We start from the raw sequence: 12,793 nt of genomic DNA on the forward strand, positions 1-12,793 counted from the left end.
CAGGATCTGTATCCGGCGGCTTCTATAGTTAGTGTGCCGCCCACTCGATTTTCGAGATATCGACGCCGTCTTTGTACATGTCCCACAGCGGCGACAGAGCGCGCAGCTTGGTAACGGCCTCGCAGACTTTCTGCGCGGCGTAGTCGATTTCTTCTTCGGTGGTGAAACGGCCGAAGGTAAAGCGGATCGAGCTGTGTGCCAGTTCGTCGTTGCGGCCCAGGGCGCGCAGTACGTACGAAGGCTCCAGCGACGCCGAGGTGCAGGCCGAACCGGACGATACCGCCAGATCCTTGAGCGCCATGATCAGCGACTCGCCTTCAACGTAGTTGAAGCTCAGGTTCAGGTTGTGCGGTACGCGGGCGGTCAGGCTGCCGTTGACGTACAGCTCTTCCAGGTGCTCGACCTGCTTGTAGAAGCGATCGCTCAAGGCTTTGATGCGCACGTTTTCAGCGGCCATGTCTTCCTTGGCTACGCGGAACGCTTCGCCCATGCCGACGATCTGGTGGGTCGCCAGGGTGCCGGAACGCATGCCGCGCTCGTGACCGCCGCCGTGCATGGTCGCTTCGATGCGCACACGCGGCTTGCGGCTGACGTACAGCGCGCCGATGCCTTTAGGGCCATAAGTCTTGTGGGCGGAGAACGACATCATGTCGACTTTCAGCTTCTGCAGATCGATTTCGACCTTGCCGGTGGACTGAGCCGCGTCGACATGGAACAGCACGCCTTTGGCGCGCAACATCTCGCCGATGGCAGCGATGTCGTTGATGGTGCCGATTTCGTTGTTGACGTGCATCACCGACACCAGAATGGTGTCTTCGCGCAGTGCGGCGTCAATCATTGCCGGGGTGATCAGACCGTCTTCGGTCGGCTCGAGGTAGGTCACTTCGAAGCCTTCACGCTCCAGCTGGCGCATGGTGTCGAGGACTGCCTTGTGCTCGATCTTGCTGGTGATCAGGTGCTTGCCCTTGGAGGCGTAGAAATGTGCCGCGCCCTTGATCGCCAGGTTGTCGGATTCGGTGGCACCGGAGGTCCAGACGATTTCGCGCGGGTCGGCATTGACCAGATCGGCCACCTGACGACGAGCGTTTTCGACGGACTCTTCAGCCTTCCAGCCGAACACGTGGGAACGGGACGCCGGGTTACCGAAGTTTCCGTCGACCAGCAGGCATTCACTCATTTTCTGCGCAACGCGCGGATCAACCGGGGTGGTTGCAGAGTAATCAAGGTAAATCGGCAATTTCATGGACTATCTCCTAAATCAGGGCTGGCGTGCCGCGGGTAGCTCTTCGGCTGTCATTCGACGGCGGACGCTTCAATCTTGTCCAGGCGTGGCGCCTTGCTGCTGCAACGGCGCTGGTCCTGACGCTGGGCCACTTCTTGTACCTCACGGCGAGTCACAAGGTCGGCCAAGCTGATACCGCTCAGAAATTCGTGAATCTGCAGGCTCAAATCGCACCACAGATGATGGGTCAGGCAGGTATCGCCGGAATGGCAATCGCCCTGGCCCTGGCACTTGGTGGCATCGACCGATTCGTTCACCGCATCGATCACCTGGGCGACCTGGATGCCCTGCATGTCGCGGGACAACTGGTAGCCACCACCCGGACCGCGAACGCTGGAAACCAGGTTGCTGCGGCGCAGCTTGGCAAACAGCTGCTCGAGGTAGGACAGGGAGATGCCTTGGCGCTCGGAGATATCGGCCAGAGACACCGGCCCGTGCTGCGCGTGCAACGCCAGGTCAAGCATGGCGGTCACGGCGTATCGGCCTTTTGTAGTCAGTCGCATGGACAGTTACCACGGAGTTCGGAATGGGCGGGAGTATGCAATTCCCGAGCATTTAAGTCAACTATAAGACCTAGTGCTTTAGTCGGGTTTACCCGCAAAAGAGCGCGCGCACTATAGCAAAGACGGGCTGCGGACAGCCAGCGGAACCGCGTGATCGTTCTTCGCGAGCAGGCTCGCTCCCACATTGGAATGCATTGCTCTTGTGGGAGCGAGCCTGCTCGCGAAAAGCAGCGCCGCGGTTCAGCCGGCTTTCGATTCGTCCTTGCCTTTGACGCAAGCGAAGTCTTCTTCACGCAGTTCAGGCAGATCTTTCGCACAGTAATTGCTGCCCAGATCCTTCAGCGCGCCGCACATGCCTTCCAGGCGCCCGTCCACTGCTTGCAGATGATCGAGCAACTGGCCGATGGCGCGAGCCACCGGGTCAGGCATGTCTTCGCTGACACCGTAGGCGTCGAAACCGATCTTTTCCGCCATGGCTTTGCGCTTGGCGTCCTGCTCTTCATCGGTCTTGACGATGATCCGCCCCGGAATCCCCACTACAGTGGCGCCCGGTGGCACTTCTTTGGTGACCACAGCATTGGAACCGACTTTGGCGCCGGCACCCACCGTGAACGGGCCAAGCACCTTGGCGCCAGCGCCGACCACCACGCCATCACCCAACGTCGGGTGACGCTTGCCTTTGTTCCAACTGGTGCCGCCGAGGGTCACGCCTTGATAGATGGTGACGTCGTCGCCGATCTCGGCGGTTTCACCAATGACGATGCCCATGCCGTGATCGATGAAGAAACGCCGACCGACCTTGGCGCCCGGATGAATCTCGATCCCGGTCAGCCAGCGACCGAAGTTCGACACCAGCCGCGCCAGCCACTTCAATTCGTTGCGCCAGAGCATGCCGGCCAGTCGATGAATCCAGATCGCATGCATGCCGGGGTAGCAGGTCAGGACTTCAAAAGCGTTACGTGCCGCCGGGTCTCGATGGAATACGCTCTGGATATCTTCACGCAAACGCTCAAACATCATTCAATCCTTCCGCTTTAGAAGCTCGCCACGGGCCGCTTTCTGGGTTTCCGTGAGGATGCCACGCAAAATATTCATTTCCGCCCGGCTGACCGAGCTGCGTCCGTACAACCGGCGCAGGCGCGCCATCAAGTGCCGTGGCTTTTCCGGATCGAGGAATTCGATGGCGACCAGCGTCTGCTCCAGGTGCTCATAGAATCGCTCCAGCTCATCCATGGTCGCCAGCTCGGCGCTTTTCACCGAGGCCACTTCTTCTTTCTCGACCTTGCTCGGCTGACCCTGTGCGGCCAGCCAGGCCATGCGCACTTCATAACTCAACACCTGCACCGCCGCCCCGAGGTTCAGCGAACTGAACGTCGGGTCGGAAGGGATGTGTACGTGAAAGTGACATCGCTGCAGCTCTTCGTTGGTCAGGCCGGAATCTTCACGGCCGAACACCAAAGCAATCTCGGCGCCCTGCCCGGCTTCCTCGACCACTTTGTTACCGCATTCGCGCGGATCCAGCAGCGGCCAGGGAATACGCCGGTCGCGGGCGCTGGTGCCGAGCACCAGATTGCAGCCGACCAGAGCATCTTCCAAGGTGGCGACGACTTGCGCGTTTTCAAGGATGTCACCGGCACCGGAGGCGCGGGCATCGGCCTCGTGGTGCGGGAAGACCCGCGGATCGACCAGCACCAGTCGCGACAGACCCATGTTTTTCATGGCGCGCGCGGCCCCGCCGATGTTGCCGGGGTGGCTGGTGTTGACCAGGACGACACGAATGTTCTGCAGCAAGGGAGGCGCTCTCGGACACAGGAAAGGGGGGCAAATCTTACAGAACAGCCTACCGTTAAGCTATGAAAGCGAACAGCGTCCTTCACCTGAAGAAAAGTTCTGATAGAATGCGCGGCTTTCTTTAACAACCTTAGGTGACACATCCATGCAGCCCATGCTGAATATCGCGCTGCGCGCCGCCCGCAGCGCCAGTGAACTGATCTTCCGCTCCATCGAGCGCCTGGATACCATCAAGGTCGACGAAAAAGACGCCAAGGATTATGTATCCGAGGTCGATCGCGCCGCTGAACAGAAAATCATCGATGCCCTGCGCAAGGCTTACCCGAATCACTCGATTCAGGGTGAAGAAACCGGCCTGCACGCTGGCACCGGCATCGAAGGCGAAGAGTACCTGTGGATCATCGATCCGCTGGACGGCACCACCAACTTCCTCCGTGGCATTCCGCACTTTGCAGTGAGCATTGCCTGCAAATATCGTGGCCGCCTGGAGCACGCAGTGGTTCTGGACCCGGTTCGCCAGGAAGAATTCACCGCCAGCCGTGGTCGCGGCGCTCAACTGAACGGTCGTCGTCTGCGCGTCAGTGGTCGCACCAGCCTCGACGGCGCCCTGCTCGGCACAGGCTTCCCGTTCCGTGACGATCAGATGGACAACCTCGACAACTACCTGGGCATGTTCCGCGCCCTGGTTGGCCAGACTGCCGGCATCCGCCGCGCCGGTTCGGCGAGCCTGGACCTGGCTTACGTGGCTGCCGGTCGTTTCGATGCGTTCTGGGAGTCGGGCCTGTCCGAGTGGGACATGGCTGCAGGCGCCCTGCTGATTCAAGAAGCCGGCGGCCTGGTGAGCGACTTCACCGGTGGTCACGACTTCCTTGAGAAAGGCCACATCGTTGCCGGCAACACCAAATGCTTCAAGGCAGTGCTGACGGCGATCCAGCCGCACCTGCCGGCTTCGCTGAAGCGCTAAGCTTTCCGCGAAACCAAAAAGCACCCTCCGGGGTGCTTTTTTTATGCCTGCGATCCTAAACAGCACAATTCCCTGCTCGCGAATGGGGCGTGTCAGCAAAGAAAATATCCACTGTTAGACCGTATTCGCGAGCAGGCTCGCTCCCACAGGTGAGAATCGCGCGCTGCCCTGAGTCGCGGGTACAAAAAAAGCACCCCGCAGGGTGCTTCTTTTCACAACTGTGGAGCCTTACTGTCCCGGCTCATTCTGCGACAGGATCAGCTTGCCTTCCTTGTCGACCGGAATCTGGTTGCCCGGATCGCGATCCATCCGCACTTTGCCTTCCTTGCCATCGAGCGAGTAACGCACGTCGTAGCCGACGACCTTGTCGCTGATGTCATTGACCGTGTTGCAACGGGTTTGCGTGGTGGTGTAGGTGTCGCGGTTCTGCATACCTTCCTGCACCTTGTTACCGGCATAACCGCCGCCAACTGCACCGGCCACGGTGGCAATCTTCTTGCCGGTACCGCCGCCCACCTGATTACCCAACAAACCACCGGCTACGGCACCGATCGCCGTGCCGAGAATCTGGTGTTGATCCTTGACCGGCGCCTGCCGGGTCACGGTTACATCCTTGCATACTTCACGTGGAGTCTTGATCTGTGTCTTGACCGGCTCAACGGCTAATACTTGCGCATACTCAGGGCCGCTTTTAACCAGGCTGTAGGTGGCAACAGCACCCCCGGCTGTGACACCGACAGCACCCAATACCGCACCAACCAGCAACGACTTGTTCACATGAACCTCCTGACCATCACATGCGGGACGCGCCCGCGCTTCTCCCAGCCTTGGAGCACAAAAAAAGGCGCGAGTTCAACTCGCGCCTTTTGTTGGCTGACAGCCGGGAAATCGCTGGCCGTTATGGACGGTCGTCGACTTCCTTCTCGGTGTTGGCCGGAGGAATCAGATCCTCGGTGGTCAGGTTCAGCCAGATCAGCACCACGTTGGCGATGTAGATCGACGAGTAGGTGCCCGCCAGTACACCGATGAACAGCGCGATGGAGAAGCCGAACAGGTTGTCGCCGCCGAAGAACAACAGTGCCGCGATGGCCAGCAGCGTGGAGATCGACGTCGCCATGGTGCGCAGCAGGGTCTGGGTGGTCGAGATGTTGATGTTCTCGATCAGCGTCGCCTTGCGCAGCACACGGAAGTTCTCACGTACCCGGTCGAAAACCACGATGGTGTCGTTCAGCGAATAACCGATGATCGCCAGCACCGCCGCCAGCACCGTCAGATCGAAGGTGATCTGGAAGTACGAGAGGATACCCACGGTCACGATCACGTCGTGGATCAGCGACACAATGGCGCCGACCGCAAACTTCCACTGAAAGCGGAACGCCAGGTAGATCAGGATGCCGCCGAGCGCCAGCAGCATGCCGAGGCCGCCCTGGTCGCGCAGTTCTTCACCGACCTGCGGGCCGACGAACTCGACGCGCTTGACCGTCGCCGGGTTGTCGCCGCCGACCTTCTGCAATGCGTCTGCGACCTGATGGCCCAGCTGCGGGTCTTCACCCGGCATGCGCACCAGCAAGTCAGTAGTGGCGCCGAAGTTCTGCACCACAGCTTCGTGATAACCGGAAGTCGCCAGTTGCTCGCGCACCTTGGTGACATCGGCCGGACGCTCGTAGGTCAGCTCGATGAGCGTACCGCCGGTGAAGTCCAGACCCCAGTTCATGCCCTTGGTGGCGACACTGAACAAGGCAATGACGGTAAGCAACACGGTGACGCCGAACGCGAAGTTGCGAACGCCCATGAAGTTGATTGTACGTAACATGGCAGCCCCTTAAATCCACAACTTCTTGAAGTCACGCCCGCCAAAGATCAGGTTGACCATTGCGCGGGTCACCATGATGGCCGTGAACATCGAGGTAAAGATCCCGAGGGACATGGTCACTGCGAAACCCTTCACCGGGCCGGTGCCCATGGCGAAGAGAATGCCGCCGACCAGCAAGGTGGTCAGGTTGGCATCGAGAATCGCAGTAAATGCCCGGCCGAAGCCTTCGTTGATTGCCCGCTGCACAGTCATGCCGGCGGCGATCTCTTCACGAATCCGCGAGAAGATCAGTACATTGGCGTCGACCGCCATACCCATGGTCAGGACGATACCGGCGATACCCGGCAGGGTCAGCGTGGCGCCCAACAGCGACATCAATGCCAGCAGCAGCACCATGTTCACCGCCAGCGCGACGGTGGCGATGACGCCGAAGAAGCGGTAGATGGCGATGATGAACAGCGATACGAACAGCATGCCCCACAGGGAAGCATCGATACCTTTGGTGATGTTGTCAGCACCCAGGCTCGGACCGATTGTGCGCTCTTCAGCGAAGTACATCGGTGCAGCCAGACCACCGGCACGCAGCAGCAGCGCCAGCTCGGACGACTCGCCCTGACCGTTCAGGCCAGTGATGCGGAACTGCGCACCCAGCGGCGACTGAATGGTCGCCAGGCTGATGATCTTCTTCTCTTCCTTGAACGTCTGCACCGCAACGTCTTTCTCGACGCCATCAACCACTTGCTTGGTGTAAGTGGTGACCGGACGCTGTTCGATGAAGATCACCGCCATGCTGCGACCGACGTTGGAACGCGTCGCGCGGCTCATCAGCTCGCCACCGTGACCATCCAGACGGATGTTCACTTCAGGCGTGCCGTGCTCGCCGAAACCGGCCTTGGCGTCGGTGACCTGGTCACCGGTGATGATCAGACCACGCTCGATCTGCGCTGGCGGACGGTTGCCTTCGCGGAATTCGAACGACTCGGAAGTGGCTTTCGAAGCGCCCGGCTCGGCGGCCAGACGGAACTCGAGGTTGGCCGTCTTGCCGAGGATACGCTTGGCTTCGGCAGTGTCCTGCACGCCCGGCAGCTCAACCACGATGCGGTTGGCGCCCTGACGCTGCACGATCGGTTCGGCAACACCCAGCTCGTTGACGCGGTTACGTACCGTGGTCAGGTTCTGCTTGATGGAGTATTCACGGATTTCCGCCAGCTTGGCCGGGGTCATCGCCAGACGCAGCACCGGTTGACCGTTGAGATCGGCCGGAACAATGTCGAAATCGTTGAAATTCTTGCGGATCAGCGCACGGGCCTGTTCGCGGGAATCTTCATCGCTGAAGCCCAACTGAATGGCACCGCCCAATTGCGGCAGGCTGCGATAGCGCAGCTTCTCTTTGCGCAGCAGGCTCTTGACGTCGCCTTCGTAGACTTTCAGGCGTGCATCGAGGGCTTTGTCCATGTCCACTTCGAGCAGGAAGTGCACACCACCGGACAAGTCCAGACCCAGCTTCATCGGGTGCGCACCGAGGTTGCGCAGCCATTGCGGAGTGGTCTGTGCCAGGTTCAGCGCGACGACGTAGTCATCACCCAATGCCTTGCGTACTACGTCCTTGGCCGGCAGCTGGTCTTCAGCCTTGCTCAGACGGATCAGACCGCCCTTGCCGCCCGCCGTCAGCGTTGCCGCCTTGACGTTGATGCCGGACTCTTTCAGCGCTGTGCTGACGCGAGCCAGATCGGCGTCATTGACCTGCAGAGCCGTGCTGGCGCCGCTGATCTGAATCGCCGGGTCATCGGGGTAAAGATTGGGAGCGGAATAAATCAGACCGATCGCCAGCACCGCCAGGATCAGAATGTATTTCCACAGAGGGTATTTGTTCAGCATCACGCCGCCCGTTATGAACGCGGGGCGCCTTGCGCGCCCCGTCGATTGAGTAGAAGTTGTTGCTCTTAGATCGCTTTCAGCGTGCCTTTTGGCAGCGTGGCGGCGATGGCGCCTTTCTGGAACTTCATTTCCACGGTGTCGGAAACTTCCAGAACCACGAAATCATCGGCAACCTTGGTGATCTTGCCGGCGATGCCGCCAGTGGTCACGACTTCGTCGCCCTTCTGCAGGCTGCTCAGCAGGTTCTTCTGCTCTTTGGCGCGCTTGGCTTGTGGACGCCAGATCATCAGGTAGAAGATGACCAGGAAGCCGACCAGGAAAATCCACTCGAAGCCGCCGCCCATTGGGCTTGCAGCAGCCGGTGCAGCTGCGTCAGCCATGGCGTTAGAGATAAAAAAGCTCATTTAGCACTCCAGTTGCAAATGTTGAATCTTGGGGTCAGAAAACTCAGTCCAAAGGCGGGACGGGAAGTCCGCGTTTGGCGTAGAAGGCATCGACAAAGGCGGCCAATGTACCCTGTTGAATAGCCTCGCGCAAACCAGCCATCAGCACCTGATAATGGCGCAAGTTATGGATGGTATTGAGCATGCTGCCGAGCATTTCGCCGCACTTGTCCAGGTGATGCAGATAAGCGCGCGAGAAGTTCTGGCAGGTGTAGCAATCGCAGGTCGGATCCAGCGGCGATTCATCATGGCGATGGAACGCGTTACGGATCTTCAGCACACCGGTATCGATGAACAGATGCCCATTGCGGGCATTACGGGTTGGCATCACGCAATCGAACATGTCCACCCCGCGGCGCACACCCTCAACCAGATCTTCCGGTTTGCCAACGCCCATAAGGTAACGAGGTTTGTCAGCGGGCATCTGGCCCGGCAGATAATCCAGCACCTTGATCATTTCGTGCTTCGGTTCGCCCACCGACAGACCGCCGATGGCGAGGCCGTCGAAGCCGATCTTGTCGAGGCCTTCGAGCGAGCGCATGCGCAGGTTTTCATGCATGCCGCCCTGAACGATGCCGAACAGCGCTGCGGTGTTGTCACCGTGGGCATTCTTCGAACGCTGCGCCCAGCGCAGCGACAGCTCCATCGATACCCGCGCGACGTCTTCGTCAGCCGGATACGGCGTGCATTCGTCGAAGATCATCACAATGTCGGAACCGAGATCGCGCTGCACCTGCATCGACTCTTCCGGGCCCATAAACACTTTGGCGCCGTCGACCGGAGAAGCGAAGGTCACGCCCTCCTCCTTGATCTTGCGCATCGCGCCGAGGCTGAACACCTGGAAGCCGCCGGAGTCGGTGAGGATCGGGCCTTTCCACTGCATGAAATCGTGCAGGTCGCCGTGCTCTTTGATCACTTGAGTGCCGGGACGCAACCACAGGTGAAAGGTGTTGCCCAGAATGATTTCCGCGCCCGTGGCGACGATGTCGCGCGGCAGCATGCCCTTGACCGTGCCATAGGTGCCGACCGGCATGAACGCCGGGGTCTCGACGGTGCCACGGGGAAAGGTCAGGCGACCACGACGAGCCTTGCCATCGGTGGCCAGCAGCTCAAAGGACATTCGACATTCGCGACTCATTCTGTTTCCTCTGGGCCTGTCTGTTCAGGGGCAGTTGGAGCGGGATTGCGGGTGATGAACATCGCATCCCCGTAACTGAAAAAGCGGTAGCCGTTTTCCACGGCGGCCTTGTAGGCGGCCATGGTTTCGGGATAACCGGCAAACGCCGAAACCAGCATCAACAGCGTGGATTCCGGCAAATGGAAATTGGTCACCAGGGCATCGACCACATGAAACGGCCGGCCCGGATAGATAAAGATGTCGGTGTCGCCACTGAACGGCTTGAGCACACCATCGCGCGCCGCACTTTCCAGCGAACGCACGCTGGTGGTGCCAACCGCAATCACCCGACCGCCACGCGCACGGCACGCAGCGACCGCATCGACCACATCCTGGCCGACTTCCAGCCACTCGCTGTGCATGTGGTGATCTTCGATCTTCTCGACACGCACCGGCTGGAATGTCCCCGCGCCGACGTGCAACGTCACAAATGCAGTCTCGACGCCCTTGGCGGCAATCGCCTGCATCAGCGGCTCGTCGAAATGCAGCCCCGCCGTCGGCGCCGCCACCGCACCCAAACGCTGGGCATACACGGTCTGATAACGCTCGCGATCCGAGCCTTCATCCGGGCGGTCTATATAAGGAGGCAACGGCATGTGCCCGACGCGGTCGAGCAGCGGCAAGACTTCCTCGGCAAAACCCAGCTCGAACAGCGCATCATGACGCGCGAGCATCTCGGCTTCGCCACCGCCGTCGATAAGGATCTTCGAACCCGGTTTCGGCGACTTGCTGGAGCGGACATGAGCCAGCACGCGGTGCGCATCGAGCACGCGCTCAATGAGAATTTCCAGCTTGCCGCCGGACGCTTTCTGCCCGAACAGCCGCGCCGGAATCACCCGGGTATTGTTGAACACCATCAAATCGCCCGGGCGCAAATGCTCAAGCAAATCAGTGAATTGACGGTGTGCCAGGGCGCCGCTCGGCCCATCAAGGGTCAGCAGGCGACTACCGCGACGCTCGGCCAAGGGATGGCGGGCGATCAGCGAATCAGGAAGCTCGAAAGTAAAGTCAGCAACGCGCATGATGGGGTTCGTCTAGCAGGGCCGGAAAGTCTAGCGGAAATATCGAAAATTGACCATGAAACGTGATTGACCAACGGTAATCACCTCTCTATACTTCGCCGCCATTGAGCCCTGATGGCGGAATTGGTAGACGCGGCGGATTCAAAATCCGTTTTCGAAAGGAGTGGGAGTTCGAGTCTCCCTCGGGGCACCATATAGCAATATCTGAAAGTCTCTACCAGACTCTCAGACCCAGAGAAACCGGCCACTTGGCCGGTTTTTTTGTGCCTGTCTGTTTATCCCTCCTCCTATCTCCCCCGCGCTCGTCAAAGGCTGGCGCGCAGGCCAGTTCGCAGAGTTGTCGGCGTGATGACTTCGGCAAAGACGTGCTCGTTCCATTGTAGACGTGAGTTTGCGCCTCGCCGGCAGTCGTTCGGGACGCAATGCACGCAACGACTTGCAGAGTTACCTCGGCGGTTTCGACAGTGCACAACGTGCGCGTCTGGTCACTCGTTTAGGCTGGCATGACAGCGCCTTTCTCCTGCCCGAGCAGCAGGTTGGCACACACAGCGAACATCTGCATTTCTATGATGCCGGTGCACAGCTTCCACCGATCAACGAATCAGGCACGCTCGATCAATGGCAACAGGATCGGCGCATTGTGCATTAGCAATCATCGCCTGGTATTTGTCGTCGGGGTGGCCTTCGCGGGTCCGCTACTGCACATGCTTGGCCATGAGTCAGGTGGCTTTCACCTCTACGGCGACAGCTCCGGCGGTAAGACCACTCACCTGCAAGTCGCCGCCTCGATCTACGGCTTACCGCGCTTGGTGCGCTCATGGCGCTCGACCGACAACGCGCTGGAATCTATCGCTGCCGCGCATTCAGACGGCCGACTGGTACTGGATGAAATCGGTATGTGCGATCCACGCATCATTGGCGAAACGGTCTACATGCTCGGCAACGGCACCGGGAAGGCTCGCGCCAATGACCGAGGCCAAACAGGCTGACAGGTACAAGAGTGGCGCCTGCTGTTCCTCTCCACAGGCGAGAAGACCTTGGCCCAGCACATGGCGGAAGCCAACAAGGAACTGAAAGCGGGCATGGAGGTGCGGATGCTCGCCGTCCCGGCAGATGCCAGCAAAGGCCTCGGCATGTTCGACACGCTCAACGGTTTCGAAGACGCGGCAGCACTGTCCGACGCGCTCAAAGCCCGCGTGGCGAACTACTACGGCACGCCGATCACCGCGTTCCTCACCGCCCTGTGCGAGCCGGGCAAGCGTCACGGCTGGGCAGCGATCCTGCGCCGCACGCTGGAAGGCTTCATTGTTAAGTCGCTCCCAGCGTCCGCGAGTGGACAGGCACACCGTGCCGCAGCTCGCTTCGGTCTCGCCGCTGCAGCAGGTGAGCTGGCCACCGCGATGGGCATCACCGGCTGGCCGGACGGAACCGCCACTACCGCCGCTCGCGTCTGCTTGAACGCTTGGCTGAATGAGCGCGGCGGCGCCGGTAACTTCGAGGGTGATGCGATCTTGGCGCGCCTGCGCCAGGTCATCGAACGTTTCGGCGAAAGCCGCTTCACCCGCTGGGAATCGGCGGCGGCCAAGATCGACGAACACGGCCCGTGCACCATCGATCGTCTCGGCTTTCGCAAGACGCTGGAGCACGGCATGGGCGACACCATGCACACCACTAACACCTATTACGTGCTGCCCGAGGCCTGGCGCTCCGAGATCTTCCGGGGCATGAACATCAACGCCGTGAACAAGGAACTGCTGCAGCGCGGCGTGCTGGAACCGGCCAGCGACGGTAAGGCATCGAGTCTGGTCCGGTTGCCCGGACTGGGACCCCAGCGCTGTTACATCGTGAAGACGATTCCGGGAACGGATGAGAGCGAGGCTCGGGCTGCCTGAGGGCATCCCCGCTGATCGAGGTAGCGCC

At 60.2% G+C, this 12,793-nt stretch carries 11 protein-coding genes, 1 tRNA gene and 1 pseudogene; 3 read left to right on the plus strand and 10 right to left on the minus strand.

What is annotated here, in order from left to right; all coding sequences use genetic code 11:
* Nucleotides 1-28 precede the first annotated feature (28 nt).
* The 4 genes from AB4N85_RS16425 to trmJ form a co-directional block, all read right to left on the minus strand.
* Nucleotides 29-1,243: an IscS subfamily cysteine desulfurase gene (locus AB4N85_RS16425; RefSeq protein ID WP_016773324.1), complete on the minus strand. Its 1,215-nt coding sequence runs from the start codon at nucleotides 1,241-1,243 to the stop codon at nucleotides 29-31.
* Nucleotides 1,244-1,293: 50 nt separating this feature from the next.
* Entirely contained in the window at nucleotides 1,294-1,785 is a 492-nt protein-coding gene (iscR, locus tag AB4N85_RS16430; protein WP_016773323.1) for a Fe-S cluster assembly transcriptional regulator IscR, read from the minus strand.
* Between the two features lie 240 nt (nucleotides 1,786-2,025).
* Nucleotides 2,026-2,802 (minus strand): serine O-acetyltransferase, encoded by a 777-nt coding sequence (gene cysE / locus AB4N85_RS16435; RefSeq protein WP_024014221.1) that lies wholly within the window; start codon nucleotides 2,800-2,802, stop codon nucleotides 2,026-2,028.
* 3 nt (nucleotides 2,803-2,805) lie between these two features.
* Complete coding sequence (trmJ, locus tag AB4N85_RS16440) at nucleotides 2,806-3,576, minus strand: tRNA (cytosine(32)/uridine(32)-2'-O)-methyltransferase TrmJ (protein ID WP_041479930.1); 771 nt, start codon at nucleotides 3,574-3,576, stop codon at nucleotides 2,806-2,808.
* Between the two features lie 145 nt (nucleotides 3,577-3,721).
* Between trmJ and suhB the strand changes: the two genes are divergently transcribed.
* Nucleotides 3,722-4,540, plus strand: a complete 819-nt coding sequence (gene suhB / locus AB4N85_RS16445; RefSeq protein WP_016773320.1) for a type III secretion system regulator SuhB — start codon at nucleotides 3,722-3,724, stop codon at nucleotides 4,538-4,540.
* A gap of 228 nt (nucleotides 4,541-4,768) precedes the next feature.
* On the opposite strand, the gene AB4N85_RS16450 is transcribed toward suhB, so the two are convergent.
* The 6 genes from AB4N85_RS16450 to queA all read right to left on the minus strand — a co-directional run bounded on the left by AB4N85_RS16450 (nucleotide 4,769) and on the right by queA (nucleotide 10,873).
* Nucleotides 4,769-5,317 carry a glycine zipper 2TM domain-containing protein gene (locus AB4N85_RS16450; RefSeq protein WP_039761427.1) on the minus strand — a complete coding sequence of 183 codons (549 nt, stop codon included), beginning with the start codon at nucleotides 5,315-5,317 and terminating at the stop codon, nucleotides 4,769-4,771.
* Between the two features lie 121 nt (nucleotides 5,318-5,438).
* On the minus strand, nucleotides 5,439-6,353 hold the full coding sequence (gene secF, locus AB4N85_RS16455; RefSeq protein ID WP_252868239.1) for a protein translocase subunit SecF: 915 nt from the start codon (nucleotides 6,351-6,353) through the stop codon (nucleotides 5,439-5,441).
* A gap of 9 nt (nucleotides 6,354-6,362) precedes the next feature.
* On the minus strand, nucleotides 6,363-8,231 hold the full coding sequence (gene secD / locus AB4N85_RS16460) for a protein translocase subunit SecD (RefSeq protein ID WP_016773318.1): 1,869 nt from the start codon (nucleotides 8,229-8,231) through the stop codon (nucleotides 6,363-6,365).
* A gap of 65 nt (nucleotides 8,232-8,296) precedes the next feature.
* Nucleotides 8,297-8,635 carry a preprotein translocase subunit YajC gene (gene yajC, locus AB4N85_RS16465; protein ID WP_016773317.1) on the minus strand — a complete coding sequence of 113 codons (339 nt, stop codon included), beginning with the start codon at nucleotides 8,633-8,635 and terminating at the stop codon, nucleotides 8,297-8,299.
* A 43-nt stretch (nucleotides 8,636-8,678) separates the two neighbouring features.
* On the minus strand, nucleotides 8,679-9,794 hold the full coding sequence (gene tgt / locus AB4N85_RS16470) for a tRNA guanosine(34) transglycosylase Tgt (RefSeq protein WP_160768392.1): 1,116 nt from the start codon (nucleotides 9,792-9,794) through the stop codon (nucleotides 8,679-8,681).
* Between the two features lie 14 nt (nucleotides 9,795-9,808).
* Complete coding sequence (gene queA / locus AB4N85_RS16475) at nucleotides 9,809-10,873, minus strand: tRNA preQ1(34) S-adenosylmethionine ribosyltransferase-isomerase QueA (protein WP_016773315.1); 1,065 nt, start codon at nucleotides 10,871-10,873, stop codon at nucleotides 9,809-9,811.
* A gap of 108 nt (nucleotides 10,874-10,981) precedes the next feature.
* Between queA and AB4N85_RS16480 the strand changes: the two genes are divergently transcribed.
* Nucleotides 10,982-11,066 (plus strand) — tRNA-Leu (locus AB4N85_RS16480).
* Nucleotides 11,067-11,223: 157 nt separating this feature from the next.
* Nucleotides 11,224-12,765, plus strand: a pseudogene (locus AB4N85_RS16485) (DUF927 domain-containing protein); the annotation flags it as partial.
* Between the last annotated feature and the right edge of the window lie 28 nt (nucleotides 12,766-12,793).

This window comes from Pseudomonas sp. H1_G08 (assembly GCF_054681355.1).

Excerpts from the sequence above, each read along its gene's own strand:
- iscR (WP_016773323.1), bottom strand. The coding sequence starts at position 1,785 with ATGCGACTGACTACAAAAGGCCGATACGCCGTGACCGCCATGCTTGAC.
- AB4N85_RS16425 (WP_016773324.1), bottom strand. The coding sequence starts at position 1,243 with ATGAAATTGCCGATTTACCTTGATTACTCTGCAACCACCCCGGTTGAT.
- secD (WP_016773318.1), bottom strand. The coding sequence starts at position 8,231 with ATGCTGAACAAATACCCTCTGTGGAAATACATTCTGATCCTGGCGGTG.
- tgt (WP_160768392.1), bottom strand. The coding sequence starts at position 9,794 with ATGTCCTTTGAGCTGCTGGCCACCGATGGCAAGGCTCGTCGTGGTCGC.
- suhB (WP_016773320.1), top strand. The coding sequence starts at position 3,722 with ATGCAGCCCATGCTGAATATCGCGCTGCGCGCCGCCCGCAGCGCCAGT.
- yajC (WP_016773317.1), bottom strand. The coding sequence starts at position 8,635 with ATGAGCTTTTTTATCTCTAACGCCATGGCTGACGCAGCTGCACCGGCT.
- queA (WP_016773315.1), bottom strand. The coding sequence starts at position 10,873 with ATGCGCGTTGCTGACTTTACTTTCGAGCTTCCTGATTCGCTGATCGCC.
- cysE (WP_024014221.1), bottom strand. The coding sequence starts at position 2,802 with ATGTTTGAGCGTTTGCGTGAAGATATCCAGAGCGTATTCCATCGAGAC.
- secF (WP_252868239.1), bottom strand. The coding sequence starts at position 6,353 with ATGTTACGTACAATCAACTTCATGGGCGTTCGCAACTTCGCGTTCGGC.